This window comes from Enterobacter sp. 200527-13 (assembly GCF_027924865.1).
Classification (GTDB): Bacteria; Pseudomonadota; Gammaproteobacteria; order Enterobacterales; family Enterobacteriaceae; genus Enterobacter; species Enterobacter ludwigii.
This window is the reverse complement of sequence record NZ_BSCM01000001.1, coordinates 1624879-1651328: the sequence shown is the minus strand read 5'-3', so window position 1 is coordinate 1651328 and position 26450 is coordinate 1624879. Positions and strand designations below refer to the sequence as shown.

General features: G+C 52.4%; 27 protein-coding genes and 4 pseudogenes. 6 read left to right on the top strand and 25 right to left on the bottom strand.

Annotated features, from left to right (window positions below; all coding sequences use genetic code 11):
* The first annotated feature begins 37 nt into the window (after positions 1-37).
* From QMG44_RS07905 to QMG44_RS07890, 4 genes and pseudogenes are all read left to right on the top strand, one after another.
* Positions 38-346: a hypothetical protein gene (locus QMG44_RS07905; protein ID WP_086532481.1), complete on the top strand. Its 309-nt coding sequence runs from the start codon at positions 38-40 to the stop codon at positions 344-346.
* 179 nt (positions 347-525) lie between these two features.
* Positions 526-941, top strand: a pseudogene (gene umuD, locus QMG44_RS07900) (translesion error-prone DNA polymerase V autoproteolytic subunit).
* A 2-nt stretch (positions 942-943) separates the two neighbouring features.
* Positions 944-2194: pseudogene (locus tag QMG44_RS07895) on the top strand (Y-family DNA polymerase).
* Between the two features lie 68 nt (positions 2195-2262).
* Complete coding sequence (locus QMG44_RS07890) at positions 2263-2670, top strand: hypothetical protein (RefSeq protein ID WP_020884072.1); 408 nt, start codon at positions 2263-2265, stop codon at positions 2668-2670.
* Positions 2671-2684: 14 nt separating this feature from the next.
* Here the strand turns inward: QMG44_RS07890 and QMG44_RS07885 are convergent.
* A pseudogene (locus QMG44_RS07885) lies at positions 2685-3222 on the bottom strand (SOS response-associated peptidase family protein).
* Between the two features lie 407 nt (positions 3223-3629).
* Between QMG44_RS07885 and araJ the strand changes: the two are divergent.
* Positions 3630-4808, top strand: coding sequence for an MFS transporter AraJ (araJ, locus tag QMG44_RS07880; RefSeq protein ID WP_040017569.1), 1179 nt, complete (start codon positions 3630-3632; stop codon positions 4806-4808).
* 30 nt (positions 4809-4838) lie between these two features.
* Here araJ and QMG44_RS07875 read toward each other — a convergent pair whose 3' ends face one another.
* The gene (locus tag QMG44_RS07875; RefSeq protein ID WP_086532482.1) at positions 4839-6041 is read right to left on the bottom strand and encodes an NAD(P)/FAD-dependent oxidoreductase; all 1203 of its coding nucleotides are present in this window, start codon (positions 6039-6041) and stop codon (positions 4839-4841) included.
* Between the two features lie 199 nt (positions 6042-6240).
* On the opposite strand from QMG44_RS07875, the gene QMG44_RS07870 reads away from it, so the two are divergent.
* On the top strand, positions 6241-6747 hold the full coding sequence (locus tag QMG44_RS07870; protein ID WP_032680958.1) for an Rrf2 family transcriptional regulator: 507 nt from the start codon (positions 6241-6243) through the stop codon (positions 6745-6747).
* A 43-nt stretch (positions 6748-6790) separates the two neighbouring features.
* Here the strand turns inward: QMG44_RS07870 and adhP are convergent, their stop codons facing one another.
* The 23 genes and pseudogenes from adhP to QMG44_RS07755 all read right to left on the bottom strand — a co-directional run bounded on the left by adhP (position 6791) and on the right by QMG44_RS07755 (position 26447).
* On the bottom strand, positions 6791-7801 hold the full coding sequence (gene adhP, locus QMG44_RS07865) for an alcohol dehydrogenase AdhP (protein ID WP_020884077.1): 1011 nt from the start codon (positions 7799-7801) through the stop codon (positions 6791-6793).
* Positions 7802-8005: 204 nt separating this feature from the next.
* Positions 8006-9715 (bottom strand): ABC-F family ATP-binding cassette domain-containing protein, encoded by a 1710-nt coding sequence (locus QMG44_RS07860; protein ID WP_014170176.1) that lies wholly within the window; start codon positions 9713-9715, stop codon positions 8006-8008.
* 241 nt (positions 9716-9956) lie between these two features.
* Positions 9957-11237, bottom strand: a complete 1281-nt coding sequence (locus QMG44_RS07855; RefSeq protein ID WP_281853067.1) for a site-specific integrase — start codon at positions 11235-11237, stop codon at positions 9957-9959.
* Positions 11237-11452, bottom strand: coding sequence for an excisionase family protein (gene xisR, locus QMG44_RS07850; RefSeq protein ID WP_232937477.1), 216 nt, complete (start codon positions 11450-11452; stop codon positions 11237-11239). Before xisR ends, QMG44_RS07855 begins: the two co-directional genes overlap by 1 nt.
* A 76-nt stretch (positions 11453-11528) precedes the next feature.
* Entirely contained in the window at positions 11529-11945 is a 417-nt protein-coding gene (locus QMG44_RS07845) for a hypothetical protein (RefSeq protein WP_241175430.1), read from the bottom strand.
* Positions 11942-13918 carry a DNA cytosine methyltransferase gene (locus QMG44_RS07840; RefSeq protein WP_281853066.1) on the bottom strand — a complete coding sequence of 659 codons (1977 nt, stop codon included), beginning with the start codon at positions 13916-13918 and terminating at the stop codon, positions 11942-11944. The genes QMG44_RS07845 and QMG44_RS07840 overlap by 4 nt, the downstream gene beginning before the upstream one ends.
* The gene (locus QMG44_RS07835; protein ID WP_281853077.1) at positions 13915-14172 is read right to left on the bottom strand and encodes a hypothetical protein; all 258 of its coding nucleotides are present in this window, start codon (positions 14170-14172) and stop codon (positions 13915-13917) included. Before QMG44_RS07835 ends, QMG44_RS07840 begins: the two co-directional genes overlap by 4 nt.
* Before the next feature lie 131 nt (positions 14173-14303).
* Positions 14304-14582 (bottom strand): annotated as a pseudogene (locus QMG44_RS07830) (DUF4406 domain-containing protein); the annotation flags it as partial.
* Complete coding sequence (locus QMG44_RS07825; RefSeq protein ID WP_281853065.1) at positions 14582-14773, bottom strand: DUF1187 family protein; 192 nt, start codon at positions 14771-14773, stop codon at positions 14582-14584. The pseudogene QMG44_RS07830 and the gene QMG44_RS07825, both read right to left, overlap by 1 nt.
* Positions 14774-14806: 33 nt before the next feature.
* Positions 14807-15256, bottom strand: coding sequence for a hypothetical protein (locus tag QMG44_RS07820; protein ID WP_281853064.1), 450 nt, complete (start codon positions 15254-15256; stop codon positions 14807-14809).
* Positions 15253-15948 (bottom strand): hypothetical protein, encoded by a 696-nt coding sequence (locus QMG44_RS07815; RefSeq protein ID WP_281853063.1) that lies wholly within the window; start codon positions 15946-15948, stop codon positions 15253-15255. The genes QMG44_RS07820 and QMG44_RS07815 overlap by 4 nt, the downstream gene beginning before the upstream one ends.
* Complete coding sequence (locus tag QMG44_RS07810; protein WP_281853062.1) at positions 15945-16454, bottom strand: hypothetical protein; 510 nt, start codon at positions 16452-16454, stop codon at positions 15945-15947. The genes QMG44_RS07815 and QMG44_RS07810 overlap by 4 nt, the downstream gene beginning before the upstream one ends.
* Complete coding sequence (locus QMG44_RS07805; protein WP_281853061.1) at positions 16451-16903, bottom strand: phage protein NinX family protein; 453 nt, start codon at positions 16901-16903, stop codon at positions 16451-16453. The genes QMG44_RS07810 and QMG44_RS07805 overlap by 4 nt, the downstream gene beginning before the upstream one ends.
* The gene (locus QMG44_RS07800; protein ID WP_281853060.1) at positions 16900-17334 is read right to left on the bottom strand and encodes a winged helix-turn-helix transcriptional regulator; all 435 of its coding nucleotides are present in this window, start codon (positions 17332-17334) and stop codon (positions 16900-16902) included. The genes QMG44_RS07805 and QMG44_RS07800 overlap by 4 nt, the downstream gene beginning before the upstream one ends.
* Before the next feature lie 35 nt (positions 17335-17369).
* Positions 17370-18479, bottom strand: a complete 1110-nt coding sequence (locus tag QMG44_RS07795; protein WP_281853059.1) for a RecT family recombinase — start codon at positions 18477-18479, stop codon at positions 17370-17372.
* An 11-nt stretch (positions 18480-18490) separates the two neighbouring features.
* A complete protein-coding gene (locus QMG44_RS07790; protein WP_281853058.1) occupies positions 18491-21469 on the bottom strand; it encodes a RecE family exodeoxyribonuclease in 2979 nt (992 codons plus the stop codon).
* A 135-nt stretch (positions 21470-21604) separates the two neighbouring features.
* A complete protein-coding gene (locus QMG44_RS07785) occupies positions 21605-21928 on the bottom strand; it encodes a hypothetical protein (protein WP_281853057.1) in 324 nt (107 codons plus the stop codon).
* 185 nt (positions 21929-22113) lie between these two features.
* On the bottom strand, positions 22114-22278 hold the full coding sequence (locus QMG44_RS07780; RefSeq protein WP_281853056.1) for a YdaE family protein: 165 nt from the start codon (positions 22276-22278) through the stop codon (positions 22114-22116).
* 331 nt (positions 22279-22609) lie between these two features.
* Entirely contained in the window at positions 22610-23449 is an 840-nt protein-coding gene (locus QMG44_RS07775) for a hypothetical protein (protein WP_281853055.1), read from the bottom strand.
* Between the two features lie 40 nt (positions 23450-23489).
* Complete coding sequence (locus QMG44_RS07770) at positions 23490-23768, bottom strand: hypothetical protein (protein WP_281853054.1); 279 nt, start codon at positions 23766-23768, stop codon at positions 23490-23492.
* An 80-nt stretch (positions 23769-23848) separates the two neighbouring features.
* Positions 23849-24091 carry a hypothetical protein gene (locus tag QMG44_RS07765; RefSeq protein WP_281853053.1) on the bottom strand — a complete coding sequence of 81 codons (243 nt, stop codon included), beginning with the start codon at positions 24089-24091 and terminating at the stop codon, positions 23849-23851.
* Positions 24092-24139: 48 nt separating this feature from the next.
* Positions 24140-24808, bottom strand: coding sequence for an antitermination protein (locus tag QMG44_RS07760; RefSeq protein ID WP_265185895.1), 669 nt, complete (start codon positions 24806-24808; stop codon positions 24140-24142).
* Between the two features lies 1 nt (position 24809).
* Positions 24810-26447 carry a DUF4942 domain-containing protein gene (locus QMG44_RS07755; protein WP_281853052.1) on the bottom strand — a complete coding sequence of 546 codons (1638 nt, stop codon included), beginning with the start codon at positions 26445-26447 and terminating at the stop codon, positions 24810-24812.
* Positions 26448-26450 lie beyond the last annotated feature (3 nt).

The window sequence follows — 26450 nt, the reverse complement described above, 5'->3', positions numbered from 1 at the left end:
TGCTGTATATAAACACAGCTATTTTTGTGAGGTGTCTATGTTACGCGCAGCAGAAATGCACGCCGCCTTTTTAGCGGTCATAAAGCCATTCATTCCTCCTTCTGCAAACATCGTTGAAACGCCGGAAGGGTATGATGTAATTGATAACTCGACGCTGTTTAAGCGCGGAGACACACTGCTCATTTGGTTTTGCGGCCGCCAGCAGCACGCCTATTGGGCTGGTGACGCGCTCATTACTGATGATGGTCAGGCAATAGAAAGTGATGCATTAGATGACGTTCGTGTTGTTGGTGTTGTTACGCACATCATCCATTCGGTTTCCTCAGACGAAAATCCCTTCATGTAGTATTCAAAATGAGCAATCAGCGAATTTCCTTCTGAAATTTACAAGCACCAAAATCCCAATAGCGTTACAGGTTTAGAAACGAAGCGGCTATGAAGTAGCCAGCCAAAGACGAATGCCCATCTTGATCAGTACCCCAGATAAAACAACTGTGTATAAAAAAAGTTCTGGAGGTAGGCATTATGGAATTCTACAGACCGGCAGAGTTACGCGAAATTATTGCAATCCCGCTTTTCAGCGACTTAGTGCAATGTGGCTTTCCTGGCTCGGTAGCAGCCTACGTCGAATAGCGCATTGATCTCAATGAGTTACTTGTTTCCCACTCCAGCTCAACATATTTCGTCAAAGCCGCCGGCGACTCGATGATTGAGGCCGGGATCAGCGTCGGCAATCTGCTGGTGGTGGATAGCTCGCGAACTGCTGAGAATGGGGATATCGTTATCGCCGCGGTAGATGGGGTACAGTGAAGCGCCTGCAGCTATGCCCGACATTCCAGCTCATACCGATGAACAGCGCTTACTCGGCGATAATTGTCGGCAGCGAGGACACGCTCGATGTGTTCGGCGTCGTGACTTTCATCGCCAAATCGGCGAGCTGAACATGTTTGCGCTCTGTGATGTGAATTCGTTCTACGCATCATGCGAGACGGTGTTAAGGCCAGATCTGAGAGGGTGCCCAGTTGTCGTTCTCCCGAATAGCTATGGCTGTGTAATCGCAAGTAGCACCGAGGCCAAGGCCGCAGGAATTACAATGGGGGAGCCGTTCTTCAAGCAAAAGGAGTTGTTCCGCCGTGCCGGTGTTGTTTGCTTCAGTAGCAACTATGAGCTTTATGCGGATATGTCGAACCGGGTAATGACGACACTGGAGGAAATAAACCCCCGTGTCGAAATTTACAGCATTGACGAAGCTTTTTGCGACCTGACAGGCGTCAGGAATTGCCAGGACCTGACGGAGTTCGGCAAAGAGATCCGCGCGACAGTTCTGAAGCGTACACATCTGACTGTAGGGGTTGGCATCGCGCAGACTAAAACTCTCGCTAAGCTGGTTAACCTCGCAGCCAAGAAATGGCCGCGCCAGACTGGTGGGGTGGTTGATTTGTCTAACATCGACCGTCAGCGTCGATTGTTGGCTATCGTACCTGTAGAGGATGTGTGGGGTGCCGGCAGGCGTATTAGCAAGAAGCTCAATGCCATGGGAATCAAGACGGCTCTGGACCTCTCAGAGCAAAGCACATGGATTATCCGCAAACACTTCAACGTGGTCCTCGAGCGAACAGTCCGGGAGTTGCGTGGCGAACAGAGTTTGCCCTGCAACCCAGAAAATCGTCTGCAGCCGGTCGTTTGGCGAACGCGTTACCGACTATGAGCAGATGCGCCAGGCTACTTGCTCCTATGCCGCCCGCGGCGCTGAAAAGCTCCGCAGTGAGTACCAATATTGCCGCTTTATCTCAGCATTCGTGAAGACCTCTCCCTTTGCGCTTAACGGGCCATATTACGGCAATAGCGCCTCAATGAAGTTGCTCACACCAACGCAGGATAGCCGCGACATTATCAAAGCCGCGGTAAAGTGCCTGGACAAAATTTGGCAGGATGGGCACCGATACCAGAAAGCCGGCATTATGCTCGGCGATTTCTTCAGCCAGGGCGTGGCGCAGCTCAATTTATTCGACGAGAATGCGCCGCGGGCAGGTAGCGAGAGGTTGATGGAGATACTCGATCACCTGAATGCGAAAGATGGAAAAGGAACACTCCATTTTGCTGGGCAGGGCGTTCAGCAGCAGTGGCAGATGAAGCGTAAAATGCTTTCTCCGCGGTATACGACCGCTTCCAAGATTTATTAATTGTTAAATAAACCCAGGACATTATTGTCAAAATATAGTATCTTATTCAAGTGCTTATAAATACTTAAATGGAATTGACATGTTAAAACCTATTCTTGCATTAGCAGTACTTACCTTGTCTGGGTGTGCAATTATTCAGGAACCGCCAAAACATGGTACCCCTGACGCTGTATATACAACCAAGAGCGATACAAAAAGCGTTGCATTATGCATTGCTGATGTATTTGCAGATTACGACCCTTACATTTTACCAGGCTATAAAGAAGAATTTTGGGGTTATAAGCTTGCATATTCCGCCGGGCCATATGGCGAAGCTGAAATTTACAGGAAAAATAATGTTACCACTGTGAATTATTTTGAGCAGAATAATTCAGATAAGAAAATGGTAAAGCATCTTAAAGACGGCATTCAAAAATGCGTAACCAAGGTGTACGACATGACTCCAGTGGGTGGTAAGCAGCCAGATGGAAGCGTAAAACTTTGGTAATATCTGTCAGGATATCACTGAATATTATCAATAAATTCAGCACACTGATTTTTGGATTACCAACGGCACGCGACACTGCGTGCCAGATAAACTAGTCGGCGACCACTGTGCCGTCGGCAATTATTTCCTCAGCTTCTTTCCCGCCAACGTCCTGGCGCATCCATTCCCGGGCCGCTTCTGGCGACAGGACCAGCGGCCGGCGGTCGTGAATGTCGACCAGCGCTTTATCAGTTGCAGACGTCACAATCAAAAATCCTTCCGCTTCGTCTCCGCGTTCGAATGGCGTGCTGCCAGAGAGGTTTAAACATTCTGCTGGTGGCTGCCGTCTCGACGCGCGAGTTTATCAGAGGTGTCTTATCCCACCACCCCGACGCGTAACCCCAGCAAGGTGCAGCTGTTCGTCGCGTTCGCTTAGCAGCAGGACTTTTGTGCCAGGCGCAACGTTGTAACGTCCAATCGGCTCAGGGTCATAGGCGATGTCGCGATCGCCTTCGTCGGCCAGGTAGGCAGATATTCTTCACGGGTTTGGGCTTGTGCAAAACGTCCACACATAGGAACCTCCAGTCAGTCAGACTGAAAGTATAGGGCAGGGATAAAAAACAGGTACACACCGAAACTTTATGATTTTGAAACAGGGAGATGATGTAAATCAGGGAGGCGGTAAAGCGGGTCGTTGAGAAACTGGAAGGAGCTACGCAAAACGTGAGTTTTGGGGCATATTTGGGGCAAAAGCGTGTTTGATGCGTGTTTTGGGGCGAAAAAATAGCCGCTATTACCCAGACATTCTTTTTTCAAGTTACTGATTTTAATGCAAACCCCTGAAAAGACGATGTTTAAAAAAATGTTGGATAAAGCACCTGAATTAATGGATTAATGTGTCAGCCAGCTGATTTGAACTGGCTCACCATACAAGATTGTTCAATAATGCCCGTCGCGCGTTGTTAACCAGTGGTTGTGGTATGAAAAAGACAATTTTTTCGTTGGCACTTGGCACGTTTGGCCTGGGAATGGCTGAATTTGGCATTATGGGCGTATTAACTGAGCTGGCCCATGACACCGGAATTTCAATTCCCGCCGCCGGGAATATGATTTCGTTTTACGCCTTTGGTGTGGTGATTGGTGCCCCGATTGTGGCGCTGTTCTCAGGCAAATTTTCGTTAAAATCCACGCTGTTGTTTCTGGTGGTGCTGTGTGCCGTCGGAAATGCGATTTTTACCTTTTCAACGTCGTATGCCTGGCTGGCGATAGGGCGGCTGATTTCCGGTTTTCCGCACGGCGCCATTTTTGGCGTCGGGGCGATTATTCTCTCGAGAATTGCGCCTCCGGGGAAGGTGACGGTCGCCGTGGCGGGCATGATAGCCGGCATGACGGTTGCCAATCTGGTGGGCGTACCGCTTGGCACCTGGCTGGGTCATGAATTCAGCTGGCGCTATACCTTTTTCCTGATTGCCCTGTTTGATGCTCTGGTGATCATCTCGGTACTGGTCTGGGTGCCGCACATCCATGATCGCTCCGAAATCAAATTGACCGCGCAATTTTCCTTTCTGAAAAAACCGGAGCCGTGGCTGATTTTTGCCGCCACCATGTTTGGCAATGCTGGCGTGTTTGCGTGGTTCAGCTTCGTCAAACCGTTTATGGTCAACGTCTCTGGCTTCTCCGAAGGCGTCATGACGGTCATCATGATGCTGATGGGGCTGGGTATGGTGTTAGGTAATCTCCTGAGCGGGAAATTATCGGGCCGCTTCAGTCCGCTGCGTATTGCCGCCACCACCGACATGGTCATTGTCGCGTCACTGCTGTTGCTATTCGCCTTTGGGGAACATAAAACGGCGTCGCTGGTGATGGGCTTTATCTGCTGTGCCGGGCTGTTTGCACTATCTGCGCCGCTGCAGATCCTTCTCCTGCAAAATGCGAAGGGCGGTGAGATGCTGGGTGCCGCAGGCGGGCAGATGGCATTTAACCTCGGCAGTGCGATAGGGGCGTATTTTGGCGGGATGATGATCACGCTTGGCTTTAGCTGGAGCTATGTCACGCTGCCAGCGGCTGTGCTCTCATTCTCAGCCATGAGTTCACTGCTGATCTACGCACATCTTCGGGCCAGAAAGGCAGACGCCGGTTCGCTCGCTTCCGCACGTTGAACCGCGCCGGTAAGGCGCGGTAGAAGGGCACTAGACAAATTTCGCCAACGGATCGGCAGCGGCAAACGCCACGGCTTTGTCCGCTGCTGGCGGGTAGATAAGTTCATTGGTGATGGCGATTTTGATTTTCTTTGCGTCATCACGCACCGATTTGACGGCCTGGTCCCACCCTTCAGTGTAAACGGCACCCCAGGCACCCAGGTCCAGACAGGTCACGTAGTTAACCTGGCGGTAAGGATAAGGCGTGCGATTCAACAGGCTGGCTGCCGCGTTGTGGCCGGCAAATTTACCCAACTGGATCGCGTGCTGGCAGGTCATTAGCGCCGTGTTCCCCATCTCGTCCGTTCTGGCGTAGGCCATATCTCCCGTCGCGTACACGTCCGGATGAGCCGGAACCTGCAGCGTTTCTGTCACTTTCAGACGCCCCTGGTTATCGCGTTCGCCGTTAATCTGTTGTCCAAGCGGGTTTGCTTCAACGCCTGCCGTCCAGACTACGGTTGCAGCGGGGATACGTTCGCCGTTTTTCAGCGTTACGCCGTTCGCATCGATGGCCTCAATTTCACTGTTCAGACGCCACTCAATCCCCAGTTCCTGGCTCGCGTCTTCAATGGTGTTACGCAATGCTTCACTGTATCGTCCGCCAATGACATGACCCCTTTCAACTACGATAACTCTTGTCGCCGTATCATCACCGAAGCGAGCGCGCAGTCGGGCAGGAAGCTCGGTTGCCAGTTCAATGCCGGTAAAACCGCCGCCACAGACAACCACGGTATTGCGCGCAGCGGTGGAAGGGCGCGAGACCAGGGAGTCAAGATGCTGCTCAAAGGTCTGTGCGGATTCAAGCTGATCGATATCAAAGGCGTACTCAGCCAGCCCGGCAATCGGTGGACGCTTGCTCTGACTGCCGGTGGCCAGCACTAACCGCTCGTAACTCACTGCGGCAGTTACGCCATTCGTATCACGATAGGAAACACTTTTCCCTTTTATATCAATGGATTCTGCTTTTCCGGCGATAAAATCAATACCCAGTTCAGCGAACAGTCCGGTCAGCGGAGAGACCAGCGACGTCACGTTCTCTTCATAGAAGCGCGGGCGAACACGCAACTCGGGGGCGGGTGCCAGCACGGCGATCTTCAGGCTGTTATTGCCCTCCAGCGCATTCAGACGTGCGGCACTGACTGCAGCCCACATGCCGGAAAAACCACTGCCCACAATTAAAATCTGCTTCTTCATCTTCGATCCTTTTGATCATCATGCTGTATACCTGACATAACTGCAACTATACTTGTCGCAGTTAACTGCGACAACTTCTTTCTGAGTTAAATTTTAATGCTGCATAAAATCAGCATGTTAATGAAAAAGGGGAGGGTAGTTGTGATTGTGGGCAATAACGCCGTTATAATGACCCAGATAAATAACTTCGGAGTTAACCATGGCGTTTTACAGTTCCGGTGTGGAATACGGCATTCACAGCCTGATGTGCATGGTGGATGCAAAAGGCAATGAGCGTGAGATGAGCGTCCGGGAAATGGCCGCCCTGCAGGGTGTGCCGTATGATTACCTGGGAAAAATCTTCACCCGTTTGTCACGTGCCGGGCTGGTGAGCAGCACGGAAGGTAAGGGCGGCGGGTTTAAACTGGCGCGCCCGGCGGAGTTGATCACCGTACTGGATGTGGCGCACGCCATTGACGGTGAGAAGAACATGTTTGAGTGTCGCGAGGTGCGTCAGCGGCTGGCGGTGTTTAATGAAACGCCTCCTGCCTGGGTGTGCAATGGCCCGTGTGGCGTACGTTCGGTCATGGACAGCGCACAGCAACGGATGGAAGAGGAGTTAGCGCGACATACCATTCTCGATCTGGCGCGCAAGATGTACCGCAAAGCGCCGGATACCTTTCAGATTGAGGTTCAGAAGTGGATTTCTGACCGGCGATCGTCGTAGTGAAATGCCGGGTAAGGCAAAACCGCCCCCCGGCAACCGGCGATTAAGAGCGTAAATCAATCACCATACGACCGCGGATTTGACCCTGCTCCATCTCTTTAAAGATGGCATTGATATCTTCCAGCGGACGCATTGTCACTTTTGGCACCACTTTGCCCTCTGCTGCAAACTGGAATGCCTCCATCAGGTCCTGACGGGTTCCCACCAGCGATCCGACGACCTGAATGCCGTCCAGGACCAGGCGTGGAATATCCAGGCTCATCGCTTCCGGCGGCAGGCCCACGGCGACCACGCGGCCACCGGCACGCACGGCATCCACCGCTGAGTTGAAGGCTGCTTTTGCCACGGCAGTTACCACCGCAGCATGTGCGCCTCCGGTTTTCTCCTGAACAATTTTCGCTGCATCTTCGCTGCGAGAGTTAATGGTTAAATCTGCCCCCATGCTGGCGGCCAGTTTCAGCTGTTCATCGTTCACATCAATGGCGATGACCTTAGCGTTGAACACGTTTTTAGCGTACTGCAGTGCAAGGTTACCCAGACCACCAAGACCGTAAATCGCAATCCACTGGCCCGGCTTAATGTGGGACACTTTTACCGCTTTGTAGGTGGTGACCCCCGCGCAGGTGATGCTGCTCGCCGCTGCGGAATCCAGACCGTCCGGCACTTTTACCGCATAATCGGCGGTCACGATGCACTCTTCAGCCATCCCACCGTCAACGGAATAACCCGCGTTTTTCACATCGCGGCACAGGGTTTCGTTGCCGGTATTACAGTATTCGCAGTGTCCACAGCCTTCAAAAAACCATGCCACGCTCGCACGGTCGCCAATTTTCAGCGAGTTGACGCCTGGGCCAATCTCTTTAACGATCCCTATTCCTTCGTGACCCAGGATCACCCCGGTCTTATCGCCGAAATCACCGTTCTTCACGTGAAGATCGGTATGACATACGCCGCAGCATTCCATCTTCAGCAGGGCTTCTCCATGCTTAAGCGGACGTAATGATTTTTCGGTGACATTGACCTGATGATCCTGAGTGACAACAGCAGCCTTCATATGTTTCTCCTTGTTCATGATGAGATTCTGCATAGCAGGTGTACTACTTCTTAAGGATTAATACTTAGGCGCGTTAATGCAAGGTGGCAGCAACATAATGTCATCATTTGATTCGATTTCGGATTAAGAATACAGCGATCCTCTAATAATCAGGGGGGCGTTCAGGGGCAGAGCGGCCCGGCGAGACACTCGCCGGGCGCGGACTTACAGTTTTGCTTCTATCGCCTCAATCTCCTGGCGCCATTGCGCCTGCAACTGCGGCTTCTGGTGCTTCGGTTTGCGGGCCAGGTCTTCCTCCAGCAATGTCTCCAGCGCGATCAGCCGTTCAAGCAGGTCGTCAAACTGCGAAGGGCGATCGTGCTGTTGTTTCGGTGAACACGGCGATGTTATCAGGCCTGCACTTTCACGCAGCCGTTCAAAGACCGCTTCGGCGTCATGCCATTCACTCAGCCTGCCGTCCTCAATCAGCCAGAAACGGTTGCAGCTTTGGCTGATTAATTGGCGATCATGGCTGACCAGCAGCACGCCACCTTCAAATTGCTGCAGGGTTTCCGTCAGCGCCTCTTTGCCTTCCATGTCCAGATGGTTGGTCGGTTCATCCAGCATCAGCAGGCTATAGCGCGCTAACGTCAGGCCAACAAACAGCAGGCGAGAGCGTTCTCCACCGCTGAGCGTACTGACTTTCTGACCGTGACGTGGCCACGCAAAGCCGGCACCGATCAGGGCCATCTTGCGATTCTGCGGATCGGGTGCAAACGGCTCCAGTGCGTCAAACAGCGATGCATCGTCCGGGAGCTGGTTCAGCGTCTGGTCATAATAGCCAGGCGATACGCGTGGATGGAGTTTCAGCCCATCGTCAGCCTGCTCGCCGCGAAAATGCCGCCAGATCAGCTTCATCAGGGATGATTTACCGCAGCCGTTACGTCCAACGATGGCCACGCGATCGCCGCTTTTGAGACGCGCGATGTCAATGCTAAACAGCGCAGGCAGCCCGGGCGCCGGCGGCACCGCGAGGTTTTCCAGTTCCAGCAGACGATCGGCCCGTAGCGCGTCGCCGCGCAGGGTTAATGTCCACTGACTTCCCGCCGTGACCTCCGTCTGGCTCTCTTTCAGCCGTTCAACCTGCTTTTCCATCTGTTTCGCTTTGCGGGCCAGGTCTTCGTTGTCGTAGACTTTGCCCCAGGTCGCCAGTCTTTTTGCGCTGGCCGCGACGCGGTCGATCTCCTTTTGTTCTGCCTTGTGGCGCTGCGCATCACTTTCGTCTTTCGCATCCAGCGCTTTGCGTGCGGCGGTGCAGGGAAGGGCAAAGTAATGCAGCATCTTATCGCGCAGGATCCAGCTGCCGTTGGTCACGGCATCCAGCAGTTGCCTGTCATGTGAAACCAGCACAAAGCTGCCTGACCAGGCCTGTAAAAATTGCTCCAGCCAGAGCATGGTAGGTAAATCGAGGTGGTTACTCGGTTCATCCAGCAGCAGCAGGTCCGGCGCATTAATCAAAGCCCGCGCCAGCAGCAGACGCGTATGTTGCCCGCCGCTCAACGTTGCCGAGGTTAATGTCCAGTCCTGCGGCGTAAAGCCCATACTCGCCAGCAGCGTTTCCGCTTTCCAGCGCAGGCTCTCGCGTTCAGCCGCAGGCAGTTGTGCCAACACGGCATCCAGCATGCTCAGGGGATAAATCCCGTCCGGCAGATGTTGTTCTACGCGCGCCATGATGCAGTGCCCGGCCAGCGCGACCGTTCCGGCGGCAGGCGTGTCCGTACCGTCCAGCACCTTCAGCAGCGTACTTTTACCGCAGCCGTTGTCGCCCAGCAGACCGATGCGATCGCCTTTTTTCAGTGTAAAGGAGAGAGAGTCGAAGAGCGTACCAAACGCCGTATCAACACGTAGAGATTGTGCAGTGAGTAAAGTGCTCATTGTTGCTTACCCAAGAGTTACAGGCATGTTTATGCCTCGTCAAACATCGCTGACGATAACTCAGTAAGCCCGAGAGAAGGGATTTCAGGGGTTGGTGTCTTCGCTCAAGCAGAAGTTATCGCAGCACGATACCGATAACGCTTGAGCTGGTGCGATCACCAAATGTATGTGAAACATTGAAAATTTCACAGTACAGCATAATTGGCCTCCTTATATGTTATGAGTTTGTAAGTGACTACCACTATACAACTTTTTTCAGCACAAACCTAGCTTTGGGGCAATTTGGGGGCAAAGTCGTCGGCATTCTCTCATTCAGCATGTTCACCTGGTCGTTGTCGTTATCGCTGATCCATCTCGAATAAACCTCGTAAACCATCTTGGCGTTCTCGTGCCCCATCTGACTCGCGATGAAAGAAGGGTTAGCGCCGGCCGCCAGCGTCCAGCACGCGTAGGTGTGTCGCGACTGATAGGGATGCCGCTCGCGGATACCGGATTTTTCCATACCCCGGCGCCAGCCGTAAGAAATGGCCGACTTGGAAAAGTGTCCCTTTTCACTCGCGTTTTGCGGAACAAACACGAAACGGAGATCCTGGCGTTCCGTCATGCCGTGCTCGCGGTGATGGAAGCAGATCTCCCTTTTATCGAGATGTCCTGTTACCGCAAATTGCTCTTTCAGAGCATCAAGAGCTGGCTGAAGCAGTGTCACTGTTCGTATGCCAGCGTCAGTCTTAGGCGGAACAAAGAGACCTTTATCCGTGAGGTTTCTGGATACATGGATTTCGCCCTTCACCAGATCCACATCACCCCAGGAAAGGGCGCACAGCTCGCCGTGCCGTAACCCTGTATGAACGGCGACTATCCATATTAGGCGGTGCTTTTCCGGCATCGCAGATATGAGCTGCTGGTACTCATCAACACCCAGCGGATCAGGACGCTTCCTGGAAACTTTAAGGTGCGCTATCCCTTTATAAGGCTCGTGGGTTATGAATTGGCTCCGCATTGCCAGCTTCAGCATTTCTGAGAGCAAACTCATGAGAAGGTTCACCGTCGAAGGTGCTCGCCCGGTTTTGTTGAGATATGGCTTTCCTGGGTTAATGACTTCGCCAGTAAGTAATATTTTGCGATAGTTCAGAATATCTACATGCTTTATATCGGTAATATAAGTATTTTCCCCGACAACACGTAATAACGTGTTGATGGAAGAATTAATTGAATTCATTGAGGACGCTGCTACATCGAGCGCTTTAGTTTCTCTGAAAATGTCAGCTAATTCTTTAAAAGTGGTGATGCGTTTCGTGCTTGAAAATTTAGCCAGCGCCTTGGATTCAGGAAATCTGGCAGCGTAATCGAACTGTCCAAGGTGAATTTCGCTGACGATCACCGCCCGAAGATTACCTGCTTTGCGAAGGTTGCCAGGTGTGACGGACCATCCCTTAAGAACTTCGCGGCAGCGAATGCCGCGATAGGTGAAGGAGATCCTGATTTTCCCATTATGCAATTCAACTCCTGTCGGAAAATCCATTACGCATCCCTCACAAGTTCATTAATCTTAGGATAGTTGTACCAAAGCAAACCATTGCTGTTATCGGTTTCTCCTTTCGCTGTGAGCCGTTTGAAATGAACACCTTCGGCCCAAAGATTTAATCGATAACTTTTTATTTGCCCTTCTGTAAGGCCAGTTTTCTCGGTCAGCCTGGCCTCAACTACCCATTCTTCATTGAAAATAATCGTGGTCATTTGGTCATGTCTCTGCATAACCGCCGCAAACTTTAACGGCAAACCTGCGGCGGGGGTTGAACAAGAATAATCAAGCTCAGAAATCAAAGGTTTGCTGTCCACCTCCCTCAATCACTTTCACACTTTTCGTGTATTCGTTTGAAAATCCCGCCCAATGAGCTGCGCGGATCCGTGCAGCTTCCTCTTTTGTCAGGCAGGGTTCCGGTAGGGCGCTGTCCTTTCGGTGCTCAGCGACCCGTATGGGTTGCCTGATATCGTGCAGTTTCTGGCAGATAGGGCACAGGTCCTTTGTGTCCATTCCCCGCGCCTTACCCTCAAAAAACAGATTTCCATGCCACGTCGCGCAGCTGCGGCACATTGGTGCATCGCAGGTGAACATTCCCCTGCATTTTTGCATCATCCCGTTTTCGTCCTCATCAGCATCCCAGCCGATCAGACCGTCACAAAGCAGGGTGGCCGGTTCGCCGCAAAACATACAGGTGTCTTTTTTCATGCCGCCTGGTCCTGAAGTTCAACGCACATCTCCGGCAGGTTCGCGCGCACAAGCGCTTCGGCGAACTGAGGCGGTACCGCGTTTCCGCAGCGGGCCACCTGCTTGTCTTTCGGGTAGCGGTTGCCGAGGTAGTCCCGATCGATGATGTACCATTTCGGGAAACCCTGGCACAGGTACAGCTCATGTGGCTGCAGCATGCGCATGCCGATATCTACGATCCGGTAAATCACACCGTCCACATCAACGAATTCAGTTGCTTCTTCACCCAGGTGTTCGCGTAAGAAATCACGAACTGCAGCTGCATGCGGATAATCGATATCATCGGTCGCCAGCATTGTTTCGACGTTGCCCAGGTGCAGACCGCCAGCGGTTACTGTTGGCGCAGGCACATCGGTGCGCTGTCCGTCGCGGCAGGTGCCGCGTAGTTTGACCAGATGAGAGGTCACAAGCGCGTGGTGGTCCGTCACGGTGACCGTGTGAGCCGGTTCGTTCAGCGCGGCGCCGGGGCCTGAATAATTTCCGCCGTAGTGTTTCACCATATGCGCGGCGACGAGGGCGTGCTTTCCGCCGCCAGCCACGACGGTACCGAGAGGTTTCCCTAGACCCGGAACGCGCGGTGCCTGCCCGGGGCGCTCCCCATAACCGACCTGAATAAGCGTTGCAGCGGTGATCTGGCTTTTTCCACCGCCTCCGGCAGTGATTGTGCCGATCGGAGAATCGGCGCGGTGCCCGGTGCTGTTACCGAATTGTCGGGTGATCACTGGAGCTACTACGCAGGCCCGCGATTGCTTCAGGACTGTATGGGATGGCTTTGTCACTGGCCGCGGCTTCGCCTGATATTCGCTGCCACCGTTCCCGGCAATGAACGGGGTCATGACTGCAGTCGCAATGCCGAGCGCGTGTCCGTTCCCGCCGGGCCGAACGGATGTTCCCGCCGTGATGGTTGGAGCTGGTGCCGTAACGGGCTGCCCGGTAGCTCCGGTGCGGAACTTTGTCAGATGCGGGACGACGACGGCGTAGCCATGCTTTTTCGTGATGGTCTGCAGTGGATCCTGAATATCCTGCCCGCGAAACACGTCATAGCCTGCGCCCGTGTGGTTGCATTTAACGATGAACGGTTTTTTTGTGCCTTTGACGTAGCGCTGGATGCCGCGGGCGATTCGCCGCATGGTGTTAACCGCCAGCGGTTTTTTTCTGCCAAAAATTGACGGGCAGGGGATCGACCAGTCGATGCACTCTGCTGCAGAGCGCCACGGTTTTAGAATGCCAGATTTGACCGCGGCTGTTGCCGGGTCGCCGTGAGTTATCTCAGGCCAGGTGATCGGGCGGCCGTCGCAGCGCATGACCATGAAGAACCGTTTACGGATGGTGGGAGTGCCATAGTCACAGGCCCGCAGCTCTCGAAACTCGACGGCATAACCCAGACCGTTGACGAGCTGCCGCGCCTGCTCGCTATCCGTGGAAATTTTCAGAAATTCACAGCACTCCGCCAGCGCAGGGTGATCGGCCGCAATGCCAGTTGTCAGCATGCCGACGAACGCCTGGAAGGTTTCGCCCACTCGTTCTGGATCAGGGCGCATCTCGGCTGCCAGCAGCGGGCCCCATGTCTGGAATTCTGAAACGTTCTCCAGCATGCCAACGCGCGGGCGGACATCCAGCGCCCAGCGCAGAACAATCCAGGCGAGTCCGCGGATCTCTTTCTCGACGGGCTTCGCTCCTTTTGCCTTGGAAAAATGGCGGCAATCGGGAGAGAACCAGGCAAGGCCGACTTTGCGCCCGGCGGTTGCCACTCTGGGCTTAACGTCAAACACCGATTCGCAATAGTGAAGGGTGTTGGGGTGGTTGGTCGTATGCATTGCCACGGCATTCAGATCGTGATTGATGGCGATATCCACGCTGCGGCCAATAGCCATTTCGATCCCGGTGCTGGCACCGCCACCCCCGGCAAAGTTATCAACGATAATTTCGTTCACGCGTATTTCTCCATGGCTTCGCGCAGTGAACGCGCGGCGGTGAGGATAGAGGGGGCTGGAACCTTGTCCAGCCACATGCGGTTGATGTGATGCTTAAGGCGGCGCTGGTGGTGCACGGGTAGCAGATCAACGTCGCCGCATTGGGAAAATACAACCTCTACCTCGGCGGGCCATACGGTTTCTGGCACGTCCGGCAGCAGCAGGTTTTCCAATTCGACAATTCGATGAATGGCATAGTGCAGGGTTGCTTCCATCACTAATTACCCCACTTCATCGATGTGCCGCAGTAAGCGCAAATGGGCAAATCCCCGGGATTTTCGGGGATGGTAAAAGCGTGCCCCCCGTATAAGCACTCCTTTTTTCCTATAGGGGGAAGAGGGCGTCCCTGAAAAATGGCCTCAATACCAAGCTTTTTAGCCAATGCGTATTCAGCAGAAGCACCGTCAGACCGCTCCCAATGACTGAGCATGAAAATTTTGTCGGCGCAACGCAGCATGGCGCAGCAAATATCCATGTATTGAGGTTGGGTTAGGCCATTTGGCAGAGTTGCCGGATTAAGGGCTGTAAATCCTTTTTTGCTCAGTTCTGCAGCTGCCTGATTGAAGGCAGGGCGGTTAAAAAATGGGAGGCCACTCATAGGCCCCGCAATATAAACGATAGCCATTACGCACCAGCCCTTACGCACTTGAAATTTTTCAGCGTCACTTTTGCTTCATGCGAGACGCCGGCCTCTTTGCTGACCGAGAGGAATTTTTCGCACTCGTCTTTTGTCATTTTTTTCTCAGAAAACCGAGTCCAGTTAGTTGGACAGTTCCCAGGTTTGATCACGGTGGCGGTAATTTTGTATTTGGTCATGTCTCTGTACGCCCCTGGCTGGGCGTCTCCATCTTATTTGGTCAGGCTAAATTCAGAAGGGAAATCAGGGGTAACGACGGGCTGCCACGCAAGAATTTTGAAACGGCCAGCAAAATCGCCGCGAGGGAAATAGCCGTCTTGTTCTTGAATGCAATAACGATAGAGGCCCTCATCTCCACCGATGTAATCGATCCATCCGGTAAAGTTGGCATGTTCGCCGTCTTCGTTAGTCCACCAGTCTAGTGCGCTAGGCGCTTCTGCAGGCAGTTCTCCTTCCTCTTCGAACACCTCAAGTTCGGCCTCCGTTAGTTCTGCGTTGAGCCATGACAATTTGATGACCGTCTCCTGCGGGAAGTTATATTTTTCTTCCCAACTACGACCACCGTTGCGTTCTTCAAAGGAGACGGCAACCCAGCATTCCAAACGCTCACCACGTTCGATTGCTGGCTGTTCTGCTACTGATTTCCATTCGTTGTTTTTCATGATTTTTCCTCAATACGCTTAAATTCGATTACCCAAACCCATGGGTTAGCCTGCCAACTCTCTTTGCCGTAGATGGACTCCCACAACCAGGAGAAAACTTCCCGTGCGTCATGGCTTGCGCCACCGAAATATTGATCTCCTTGATTCAGGCAATAGCGGCCAGTAGCAGGCAGTCTTATCAAGCCCTCACGGGATGCATCGTTCTGGCTAATAGACTGAAGACGCTGAACGCCGACATTAGTAATTTCCAATGTGATGCGAGACGCCCAGCGCGGCATATGGATTGATGGTGTCCAGGCACCTTCGAAATCGAAGCCATCTGGAGAAGTCCAAATCCCGTAATTACGCGGTTTCTGTATTGCGCTGGCCCGGTAAATGCGCTGAGCGTCCTCTCTGCTGCAAAGATTTCCTTCTGCATCCACAGGATGTCCCTCTTCATTCCCGATACATGAGAAGGTTTCTCGCACCCATATGCGATCACCGGGCTTACCGTGCGGGCAGGCAACATGCGCAAAATTTTTGTTTGTCTCTCGGTCTGTCGAGCCTGAACCATAAACCCAACCTTTCCATGAAAAACCTGAACCTGCAGTTAATTCCGGTTGTGGATTAGCTGGCCGCCGCGTCTGTGTCTTCCGGCCGTCGAGGATGGCGCGGACCATCGCGCCGTTGAATATCATGCCGCGTTCTTTCATTTGGTTGCCTCACGTAATTCTTGTGCAACGCTTCTTGCGACCGTGGCACTCCCGATGTAAGCCAAAGCATCCAATTCTCTTTGACGGGTGTTGCGATTAATTTTTTTCGCAGCACTCTCCAACTCATCGGCGACAGCTTCAGCACCAAGCGCTTTTAAATCTGAAATTGCTGCATCGATATTCGGAGTGTCGAAATCGAAAATCTCTGCCAGGATTTCATCCCACCCGGCTATGGCACCATTCTGGTTCCAGCCAGCAATACCTTCGGTCTGAGCCGCGACTGCCCGCACGGCTTCGATCACTTCACGCTGAGCCATACCCTCGACAATAAAACGGTGATTTTGGACCAGGGCGCGGCGGGATTTCTCCCGCTCTCGCTCAAGAGTCGACTCAGCATTATCCAGCGCTTTCAGCACGGTCTGAACTGCAGGGCCGTAACCCCAATTTTTTCCCCCAGGGCCAGATAAAGCCTCCAGAAGAACATTTTTTGCCTGTTCAATATTCACTTCGCATCTCCTTTGCTTTTAAGCAGTTCAAACGGAATGTCGATCTCGTCGCCGCCCATAGAGGCGATGGCGCGGCAGATTGCCAGTTGCGGGGTATCACCCTCGCCGCGATACGGTCCGCCGGACGAGAAAATTTCAAACACTGGCGGCTTCTCAGCTACTCTCATGCTGACGGTCGCGTGCCAGGATTCGAAGGTTTCCCAGCAGCCCTTCGGTTTGCCGTCTTCGCGGTAGTTGAGCTTGTGGACGTCGTGAGGTGGTTCGATGAATACCTGATACTTTTCCATCAGCGGGCCGCACACACGCCAGCTGGATGATGGACGGAAGGCGTCGCCAGAGGTGCGGATGACCGACAGCTGCTCGCTGTACTTCGCACCGTTCACAGCGCGGTCAACCGCAAAGTCCAGAGCACTCCCGGTAAGTTCGGAAACTTTCACTGTTTTTTTCATGCTTCTACTCCTTGGTACTGGCGTTTGGCAGTCATCAGGCATTGAGAGCGAAGACGTGAAACCCGCTGAACTTCGCGTTCTGTTTTCACCAGCCCTATGGCTTCGGTTAGGACGGTGGCGGCCCGGCGGTGTAGCCCGCGCTCGATCAACTCGTTCGCAAGTGACTCGATTTCTTCGGCACGCTGTACTGGTTTTTTCGTGGGGATCCGTGGGGTATCGGATTCGATATACATGCCCGGAACGACCGAGTAGCGATACTTCCTGCAGTCACGGCGGCGAGTGAGAATTCCCGCGCTAAACAGCGCATTTAAGTGCGGATAAACACCGCTGGGATCCATGAAAAGTGCCTCGCAGATTTCAGCGTTTGATGAATCAGGGTTCGCGCTGATGTAGCTGGCAATTTTATGGTGAGTGTTATTTTTCATGCTCATAGTCATATTCCGGCGGCCGGAGCCGCCAGCCTCCGTTATGCGCCGATGTATTCCGGTTTCATGTCTGCCAAAGTCGTGCAGTAACCGTCGTACAAATCACCCAGGTGTACTTTCACTGCATTAAGGGTGTTCTCTACCGCCACAAACTTATCTGCGGCTTCCGGTTGGTCCGGTTTTGGCAGTTCGTTGATCATCTTCTCGATGCGCGTCACGGCATTAAGGCGATGGTGACGCTGCACAACCTTGCCTTTCAGCTCGGTGTATAGGTCGATGCCGATGGCGTTCTTTTGGGACTCGACTTCCTGGCGCAGCTCGGTTGTTACTTCGGTGGTTTCGGCATCCTCAATGCGCTGGCGGAAATCGGTAACCCATTGCTCCATCCCGTCATAGGTTTGGACGTCTTCAGCAGCGATAACGGTCGGGCTTTCATTCATCTCGCTGATTTCAACGTGCCCGGCTGCAGGCATCGGATTGATCTCTTTTTCAAGATGACCCTCCAGTTCCTCTTTCGTGTACACACCCAGGATTACGTCAGGCGTGTACAGCCGTGCCCAATACTTCAGTGCCAGGTATGCGATCTGCTGTTTCGGATTGGATACCCAGAGAGGGGAATTGCGGATCACAACACTGGACAGATAAAGCGGTTCGCCCCAGGTAATTTCTTTCTCGCCGCGGATAACTGCGCCGACCTGAACAAACAGGCCCATCTCATCAGCATCGGTCCAAGCACGGATACGTTCGGTGGTGGTGTACTCGCCTTTATTTCCGCGCTTTTTAACAGTCACTTCCCGCGACGTTGTGCAGCGCGACCAATCGCCGCCGTATTTATAGTGAAATCGGCCTGAAATGGCGGTGGAGCTGGAGATTACAGCGTTAACGAGTTGTGCCTCATAACCGAGTTTTCCGCTCACCAGATGCGTTTTCTGGGCGACTGCGTAGGGGTTCATTCCCCATTGCATTGCCTGCATAACAATCGCCATGCAATCCGCTGGTTTTCCGGCCAGGTGATCCGGTACCGAGACGCGGGAGTCAGCCATCAGGTTGGCGAACGCGGTTAACTGGCTGAGCATCGGAGCGCTGAAAATTGCGCTGCTGGCGGAGATAGTGGCCGGAGCCAGGTCCTGAGTTTCGATGATATTCGTCATTATTGGTCTCCTTACATCGCGCCCAGCGCTTCGAGGCGGCGCAGGTCAAAGTCGTTAAGCTCGTCGGTGTAGTCTTCGACGATGGGGGCAGGCCAGGTGTTGGTCTCCATGCACTCGTTTATGGTGCGTAGCGCAAGGCGGTATTCTTTACGCCCGAGATCAAGCAGGTCAGGAGACGCCTCAACAATGGCGATCCAGTGGTAGCCCTCGTCACGGTTAACAAAAATCCAGAAAAATTGATCCAGGTTGGCAGTGTCGCAGTACATAGCGGCGCTAAGGTGGTAGCCGCGGCTAGTGATTTCCCGGTGCAGCCGGGCTTTCAGCTCGTCCTTTTTCACATAACCCAGGCTCGTGGTTTTCAGGTCGCCGCCGATACGTGCGTGCGGCAGCTGAATTTCCAGGTCCGGGCGAACACGGACTTCAAGGCCGGTATCTTCGTCGAAACCGAAATAACTCACCTCGGACTGGCGTGCCGGGTGATTCAGCAGACGGCTGGCGCTCGGGTGCGCCTGCAGCGCCGCGCTGATGCGTTTGGCCTGTTCGTACATGTCGAGGGCGATCATCGTCTTACCCTGGCTGGCATCTTCCTGCTGTTGGTGCCAGTCTTCCGCCGTAACAACGTCCGGGCGGATGATGCGCACAACTTCCGTCAACTGGTCTTTCGTTCCGCTGATGTTGTACGGAATAAATTTGGCTCGTTCTGATTCGGCGAATTCAGGATCAACAGTGGCAATTTGCTCAAGCAGCTGATCGCGGGTACCGCTTACTTTTAAAAGTGGCGGCAGGCTGGCGTTGTACTCTTTAATGCAGGCTTTCTGCGCTGCAGCTGTCTGTTTACCGTCAGCAGGGATACGCTGGAATTCTTCAGGAAGCGACATGTAGAGGCTTGCCGTTTCCTCAGCACCTGCAGATACCGAGAGTGGCGGGGTAAGGGTGGCGTTGTACTCTTCGATCCACGCCTTCAGTTCGTCAGGTGTCATCAACGCAGGCAGGCTGGCGTTGTACTCCTTGATGATGGCAACCAGATCGGCGGTGGTGGAAACCACATGTCCAGGCATCTCAGCAGGCACCGCGAATTCATCTTCAAATTTTTCAGGTTCGAGCACGTAGCTATGGATGATGGTACCGCGCAGCATCGCGTCGTTTTGCTCGCGTGGGATCGTGCCGGCAATGTGGCGGCCATGGTAATACATCGGGCTGATCAAGACGTCTTTCAGCATGGTGCTGCTGATGCCGTTGGCTGAGTGGTAAACCTCGTTCGGCACGTTCTCATAGCGGCCCGGTTCGAAATGGGTAGGCCATTGCTGTTCTGGTTCGATCTGCGGCGCTTCTGGTGTGGTTTCGGCCATTTCTGGCTCGATCTGGTTAACAGATTCGCTGTTTTGGCTGACAGAATCGGCATTCTGGTTTACATCGGTCTGATTCTGGTCCGCCAGATGCGGAGCAGCTGCAGCAAGAATTTCCGCGTTGCTGGTTACGGCAGTCTCCAGGCAAGCGCAGTTAGCGCCTTCGCTTGGCGGCAGCGCAGCACCAGCCTGTTCTTCATCACGGTCAGTCGTTTGTACTTGCACATTGCTGGTGGTCTCCACTTCCGTTTTTTCGCCTTCATTTGAGGCGGTTTTTACCCACTTCGGATCATCAGGGTCGCTGATGCCAGGTACAAATTCACCGCGCCCGGCGGCAATCTGGCGATCAACTTCTTCAGTAGATGGCTGTTGCTCTTCATTGGAACCTGCCATGGGCATAGGCAAAGAAGAACGTCCACAGGCGATATCAACCACCAGTTCGTCAGGGTGGGCGTGATCGGTTTCCGTCATGACTCGGTTGAGGTGCTCGCGGTGTTTGGCGTGATCTCTCCAGAGTCCATTCGGTGTGGTTTTGACAGTTGCAATATTGCAGGCGCGGGAATAGTCCATACCACCAGGCATATCGTCGAACATTTTGCAGGTGGCAAGGTACTCATCGAGAACATCGCCTTCCCCAGACCAGTTGAGGTTCATGATGGCGTTTGCTTTCGCGTCAACTTCAAGTGACGGGGCATAAATATCGAACTCAAATTCGCGAGCAAGCAGGCCCAGAGCGATTTCGTAATCACGGCCAGTTTTTGTCAGCGGGGTGAGTCGGTCAGACGCAATTCCACCGCCAGCGTTCGCGCCGGAAGGGGTGCGGTTGATTTCGCTCACACGATTTCCTTTCACCCATTCTTTAACCAACAGGCCGCGATCAAGGTGTGATGTGCCAGCCCATACCTGCGTGAACTTCAGTACCAGTGAAAGTTCGTGACGTTTTTCCATATCGAAAACATCTCGTACCGCTTTGGTGTATTTCCACAAATACGGTATGTCCAACTGCTGGATTTTTTCTACGCTGGCGGCTGCCAGAAGCAGGTTCTGGACATATCCGTTATCGGTGTCCATTTCCAGCCGGGCGATTTCCTGATACTCACCCTGCGTGAGGTGGTAGCGGTGCGCGTCAGACGTAAGCTGGGACAGCAGCTGCTTACGGAACGACATTTGAACGATCGGGTAACGCGTGTCTTCGTCGTCACCTTCATCAATTTTCAGGTCCGTGTTGGCTGATGGAGCTGAGCCAGCATCGTTCAGAGCCTGCTCATCGACGATCTCACCAGTGGTGGTATCCACGCCGTCAACGATGGTGGTGTCGGTACCATCCACAACCTTTTCACCCGGGTGAGCGGGCAGGGTAACGCCGGGGATTTGCTGCCATGTCATACCGTCACTGGCGAGCTGGTAAAAGTCACAGAAGGTAAAACTGATCTCGCCTTCCGGCGGCAGCTCGTTCACGACGGGGAAGTTTGTCACGACCGCTTTGAAATAGTTGGCCGGGTCTTTGTCGGCATCCTCCAGCGCGTTCTCTGCATCGCGCAGAGCGCGGGATTCTGATTTCGCAGTTTCCCAGAAAACAGCATGCGGCTCACCGCTCTGCTTCTTTGCCTTCTGGTGGATAAAATACGGTTTTGCTTCACTCATTACTTTTTTCCTCATTCCGTGTAGAATGGAGGCGTCCATTGATCGCCTCACGGTGGTTAGTGGTCATGTCTCTGTCGGTGGGTTTGGTCGCCCACCTCAGCATCGCCGGGATGTAAAGCCGGGAAATAGCCCGCCTTAGTGCGGGCTTTTTTCATGTGTGGCGATCAGGGCAGCCATCAGAAGAACACCCAATGGACCCAGACTGCCGGCCTCTTTGGAACTGACATAAACTCCGTCATCACCACATTGGTGCCGGGCTAGCGCTTTAGCCGCGTGCTCAATGCAGCAGTAATCACCCAGGGTTTCACCATTAAGCAGTACGATGGATTGCGGTTTATTTTCGCGGTTCGCTTCTTTGTTTTCGCAAATATAACCAGCAGGTACGTTGTCAATTGTCACCGCTGCTACGGTTGGGAAAATGGTATTAATGGTTTTCAGTTCTACGGAAATGCTACGCATAATAAACCTCGCTTTAGGTAATAGAATTCCATGCCATTATTGGCATTCATTTTTGCAACATCGGAAAACACCAATTATTTGATGCTTTCAGATATCGCAATGAATAACAGGTCTCCGAAAGCTCGCGACCGTGAGGGTGTCGGTCTCTTCTCGCTGTTATTATTGCCCCTTGCGGGAACCTTTAATTATCCTTCGTGCGCCATTTGGTCATGTTCGGCGCAACGACTACTGCAATATTCACGTTCTTCTTTCGCTGTATTACGGCCATTTCGATAAATGAGCACTGATTTCACAGTGTTTTCTTTCTCTACTTCTTTCTTACAACCGTGATACGCGCATTTAATCTTCATAACGTCGGGTCTCCCTTCTGAGCCAGTAGGTAGCACAGGCGGCGAACCGCAGCCCAGAAGGGAGAGAGGCGAACAGCCTGCACGCCAACGGGCACTCTGCAACCGTCGAAGTGAATCATTCCACTTATCGCATTATCCGTATTAAATTTTTCCATGGTCATGTCTCTGTTTAATTAAACGAATTTTGTCGGTGTGGTGCCGGGTGCCTCCCGGTGACGTTAACCAGTTAACAATTAACGCCGACCCAAACCATCCATACCATAATGACTGATATATATTTTTAACTGTGTCGCGTGCGCAGAGCCGCATTCACCACACCATAAAATTCGCTTTATTTATTTCGTTGCCACATTGATGAGCGTTGTTCTATTTCTTTATCTGTCAAACCCTCCAGGGGTACCGAAATTGTTCCGTTACGGCAGACGAGAATAGAACGAACTCCGTTACTCTCACCTTTATAATCTCGGTGGATATGTTTCCATATTGCTTCAAGCTTCCATTGCCTCTGAGAGTTATATTCCTCTTCGGCTTCGATGGTCTGGCGGGCCTGTTCCCAGGCAACACCGATAATTTCCTCCTGCTGCTGCCGCGAACTGGAATGGAACAGGCTCCAGCGGTTATTCAACCAATTGAAACGGTGGTCTTCCTCCACTGCTTCGGCGTGCGCGTCAGAAACGATCTGCTGTAATCTTTCCAGGGCGGCGAAGTAATCACCTTCTTCGGCAATCAATTCTTTAAGACATGTTAGAACCGGAAAACCAGTTTCTTTAGCCAGGCGCTGGGGACGGTCATCACTTGCAGCACGCATATTGAAAAGACGATTCATTTCCAATGCTTCGGTATGGCGCAGTTCTACAGAAACAGTCTGCTCAATTGGAGTCATCTGGTCCCATACTTCACGGGCAGCGTCGCCAGGTGCGTAAACGTATAAGGTGTTACGGGCATCGTATTCTTCCAGGGCTTCAGCATGGGCTTCGTCAACCAGCTGCGCCAGCATGCGCTCCAGATCATCCAGTAACCAGGCGCGGCGTTTGTATTCGCCAACCGGAAGTGGGTACGGTTCGCCAGCTTCCACCCATACCGTGTTAACGTCGCGCACAACGTCATTGATACGCGTAACGCCGTGTTTGGTGCGGCTGATTGCAATTTTCAGTGCTTCGATTTTGGTCATTGAATTGGTCATTTGGTCATGTCTCTGTCGGTGGTTCTGGTTAGAAAGCGCCGGAAAAGGTAGGCAGCTTGTCGCCGAGAATGTCGGTCTGATAACCGAGAAATTTCACATCAGGGGTTGCTGCTGGTCCTGCAGGAGTGATTTCGTCGAACTCAGCGGGAAGGGCGCTTTCGCCGTCTTCGTTGACTGCAGTGAATTTTTTACCGAGAAGAGCGGCTTCGATGATTGCCGCTTGGGCAGCCCTGATCGTGGAAGTCTGATCTGGTTCGTCGATGATTTCGACCACTTCGGACTGTGCGTCCAGGATGAAGATTTTCATTTGGTGAACCTCATAGAGTTGTTGTCTATGAGGTTATTATACTTATATTTAGCTGCAGGTAAATAATTAGCTAAAAATAATTAAGGTTTTTTATCTGTGATTTTAGCTGGGCTGGTGCTTTTTTTGTCTAACTCTTTGACGGCAGTGAAAATAATTCTTTTTAAAAGCGGTTCAGACATGAACTCAGGGGTAGCAATTAGCTCTACGATATCCTCTGGCGAGGCGATGATGATGAATCCTTCCTGGCTACTATCAAAGTCTTTAGACGGAAAACGTTGGGCAAACTTACGAGAAATCAGCTTTTTGATAGTTCTCTTCAGCATAGCGGTGACCTCAATTTGATTTAAGTAGCGCACTTTGTAAAAGTGCTCCTACTCAGCGCATAAATGAGTCGGCCAAATACCGGCTTCGCTATGCATTGGGTTGAGACTAGTGATCAGGTTGTATGTTCTCTCGGCATCGCCTTCCTGCTGATAACACCAATCCAGGAGGGCCCGATAAAGAGGGGACCAGTATCTGGAATATGTAGGCTGAGAAATGCTCATGACTTTCAGCAATGCATGGTGACATCGTGTTTGTGTCATTGGCTTCAATCCTGTCCCCTTGCACCGGGAACAGGGTTTCTCTATATGAGCGTTCTTTTGCCTTGATTTTTTTAGATCTTTTACTGTTCCCTTGCCCCCGCAACGACACATTGCACCGGGTGTGTCTGCTGTACGGCAAAATTCCTCCAAAGCAAGCATAGCCAGAACCGAGACGGCAGCATCATTGACGGCCGCTCCTTCTTTGGGGATGTATTTTTTAACAATCGAGGATGCATATTGCCTAAGCGCTAAAAATGCGGTTTGCGCGGCGTGACGATCTTTTGTGTATTTTGCGTAAATCAGGGACAGGCCCGCACGACACCTGGATTGTGTTAAGCCAAGCGAAACAACAATGTCATCGCGGGTAAGATGACTATTGCCTGTAGAGCGGGCCTGCAGTTCAACAATCTGTGCAGACTTAGGATCACCGATGGTGATGGCGTATTTCAGTCTCATTTCACTTCTTCCATTGGCGTTCAGCAGTTAGCACAACTACCGACACGCTGGTCCCATTAAACTCTCCAGAACGAGGCTCAGACCAGGTGCAGTTCCATTCCTGAGATAAAACGTCTTTGTCTTTCATGCTGGCGGGCAAAACAGCAACAATTTTTGAACCCGTTTTTGTAAGACCAGCAGCTGCCTGAAGATGGAGCAGGGCGCGACCATCGCTAAATGGTGGATTCATAACAATCCGATCAAAACATCCACCATTTGCTGCCCATTTCAAAAAATCAGCCTCATAAACACGAAAGCCCTTACTATCAAGAACTTGACATTTTAAGGGGGAAATTTCTACGCAAATTGTTTGATCTACCGGCATAAACTTAGCAATGCCGCCGTGCCCGGCGCTTGGTTCAAGACATGTATGGTTTGGCTCGATGCAAGCCAGTTTTACGCATAGCTCCGCAAGTTCGGGAGGGGTAGGGTAGAACTGATGGCTTTTGTCATCAGGTACACAACCTGACGCAATAATTTCAGCCAAAACGCGAGTAGGATCGTATTCAAATTCCCACCATGTCCAATTGCCTGAACTGAAGCGAACGCCACCAATCGACGCGAGGACCCGCTCAGATTCCTTTCTAACGAAGCGATCAGAAGTAGAGCCATAGCCACGAAATATTCGGTTAAACGGGTTGCGAGTTTTAGGTTCAATTGGCTCCTCCCATTTGTGACGTTGAATGGGACGGTATTCGTCAATTTCCAGGCTGCAAAGATCCTGAAGAACGGAGACGGGCAAGACGTTCTCCATCAGGACAAAATCTTTGATTCTCTTCTTCGGCTTGGCTCTGAATTCCGGTGGGATCGCTGTCGGGTGGAGGCTTGCCAGGATGCAATTCAACCGCCATGCCATATCTGGATGGATTTCAAAATGGGCTGTACCTTTGAGATATGCCCGTACGCGCATTTCCCCGCCGTCAATAGTCATCCACTCACCTGGATAATCGCGAGCAGCTTTCAGGGCTTTATTGGTCAACTCATAAGAGGGTTCAGGCCTTCCCATAAATTTCGCAATTACTTGTCGAAGATCCTGCACGTAATTGACCATGCGGTAATTCGTCATCCCCCACGGATCATAAACTCCTGACAGTATCATTCGCTTGCTGAAACCTTCTGGCCGGTTCGTGATGTGTTCACCTGAAAGAGCCCGAAAAATACCATCAACGCGCTCACCAAAGAATTTCGTGCGGGAATTCAGCATGTCAAGAATAGTCGCGCGTACGCTTTCTTCCTCGAATTCAGGGGTGTTCATCTGCCGAATGCTGTCGTTCCACTCCTCACGGCGCTCAGCGGGCATTACATCCAGCACATCGGTGAGCAGGAGCGCCTGTTGCCAGTAGTGCGCGTTCAGGTGTGCGATCGCACCGTCTCTGGCGAACAGCTCGTTGACGTTTCGTAAACTTCTGTAGCGCTCGTCGCGCTGATTACCATTCAGGAAATGGTCTACGGCTACGTGGGCGTCTTTGTCACTCAGAATCGCTGCCAGGGACTCTATTTTTTGACGTTCAAGGTGATACCTGCCCATCAGGTTGTCCACCAGATCATTAGGGGCAGGTGCGAAAAACTCCCCAGTATTAAAAATCTCATTGGTCGTCATTGG

Bases quoted from the DNA above. Each gene is read 5' to 3' on its own strand.
- QMG44_RS07905 (WP_086532481.1), top strand. From the start codon at position 38: ATGTTACGCGCAGCAGAAATGCACGCCGCCTTTTTAGCGGTCATAAAG.
- QMG44_RS07890 (WP_020884072.1), top strand. From the start codon at position 2,263: ATGTTAAAACCTATTCTTGCATTAGCAGTACTTACCTTGTCTGGGTGT.
- araJ (WP_040017569.1), top strand. From the start codon at position 3,630: ATGAAAAAGACAATTTTTTCGTTGGCACTTGGCACGTTTGGCCTGGGA.
- QMG44_RS07875 (WP_086532482.1), bottom strand. From the start codon at position 6,041: ATGAAGAAGCAGATTTTAATTGTGGGCAGTGGTTTTTCCGGCATGTGG.
- QMG44_RS07870 (WP_032680958.1), top strand. From the start codon at position 6,241: ATGGCGTTTTACAGTTCCGGTGTGGAATACGGCATTCACAGCCTGATG.
- adhP (WP_020884077.1), bottom strand. From the start codon at position 7,801: ATGAAGGCTGCTGTTGTCACTCAGGATCATCAGGTCAATGTCACCGAA.
- QMG44_RS07860 (WP_014170176.1), bottom strand. From the start codon at position 9,715: ATGAGCACTTTACTCACTGCACAATCTCTACGTGTTGATACGGCGTTT.
- QMG44_RS07855 (WP_281853067.1), bottom strand. From the start codon at position 11,237: ATGGATTTTCCGACAGGAGTTGAATTGCATAATGGGAAAATCAGGATC.
- xisR (WP_232937477.1), bottom strand. From the start codon at position 11,452: ATGACCACGATTATTTTCAATGAAGAATGGGTAGTTGAGGCCAGGCTG.
- QMG44_RS07845 (WP_241175430.1), bottom strand. From the start codon at position 11,945: ATGAAAAAAGACACCTGTATGTTTTGCGGCGAACCGGCCACCCTGCTT.
- QMG44_RS07835 (WP_281853077.1), bottom strand. From the start codon at position 14,172: ATGGAAGCAACCCTGCACTATGCCATTCATCGAATTGTCGAATTGGAA.
- QMG44_RS07825 (WP_281853065.1), bottom strand. From the start codon at position 14,773: ATGACCAAATACAAAATTACCGCCACCGTGATCAAACCTGGGAACTGT.
- QMG44_RS07820 (WP_281853064.1), bottom strand. From the start codon at position 15,256: ATGAAAAACAACGAATGGAAATCAGTAGCAGAACAGCCAGCAATCGAA.
- QMG44_RS07815 (WP_281853063.1), bottom strand. From the start codon at position 15,948: ATGAAAGAACGCGGCATGATATTCAACGGCGCGATGGTCCGCGCCATC.
- QMG44_RS07805 (WP_281853061.1), bottom strand. From the start codon at position 16,903: ATGAAAAAAACAGTGAAAGTTTCCGAACTTACCGGGAGTGCTCTGGAC.
- QMG44_RS07800 (WP_281853060.1), bottom strand. From the start codon at position 17,334: ATGAGCATGAAAAATAACACTCACCATAAAATTGCCAGCTACATCAGC.
- QMG44_RS07795 (WP_281853059.1), bottom strand. From the start codon at position 18,479: ATGACGAATATCATCGAAACTCAGGACCTGGCTCCGGCCACTATCTCC.
- QMG44_RS07790 (WP_281853058.1), bottom strand. From the start codon at position 21,469: ATGAGTGAAGCAAAACCGTATTTTATCCACCAGAAGGCAAAGAAGCAG.
- QMG44_RS07785 (WP_281853057.1), bottom strand. From the start codon at position 21,928: ATGCGTAGCATTTCCGTAGAACTGAAAACCATTAATACCATTTTCCCA.
- QMG44_RS07780 (WP_281853056.1), bottom strand. From the start codon at position 22,278: ATGAAGATTAAATGCGCGTATCACGGTTGTAAGAAAGAAGTAGAGAAA.
- QMG44_RS07775 (WP_281853055.1), bottom strand. From the start codon at position 23,449: ATGACCAAAATCGAAGCACTGAAAATTGCAATCAGCCGCACCAAACAC.
- QMG44_RS07770 (WP_281853054.1), bottom strand. From the start codon at position 23,768: ATGAAAATCTTCATCCTGGACGCACAGTCCGAAGTGGTCGAAATCATC.
- QMG44_RS07765 (WP_281853053.1), bottom strand. From the start codon at position 24,091: ATGCTGAAGAGAACTATCAAAAAGCTGATTTCTCGTAAGTTTGCCCAA.
- QMG44_RS07760 (WP_265185895.1), bottom strand. From the start codon at position 24,808: ATGAGACTGAAATACGCCATCACCATCGGTGATCCTAAGTCTGCACAG.
- QMG44_RS07755 (WP_281853052.1), bottom strand. From the start codon at position 26,447: ATGACGACCAATGAGATTTTTAATACTGGGGAGTTTTTCGCACCTGCC.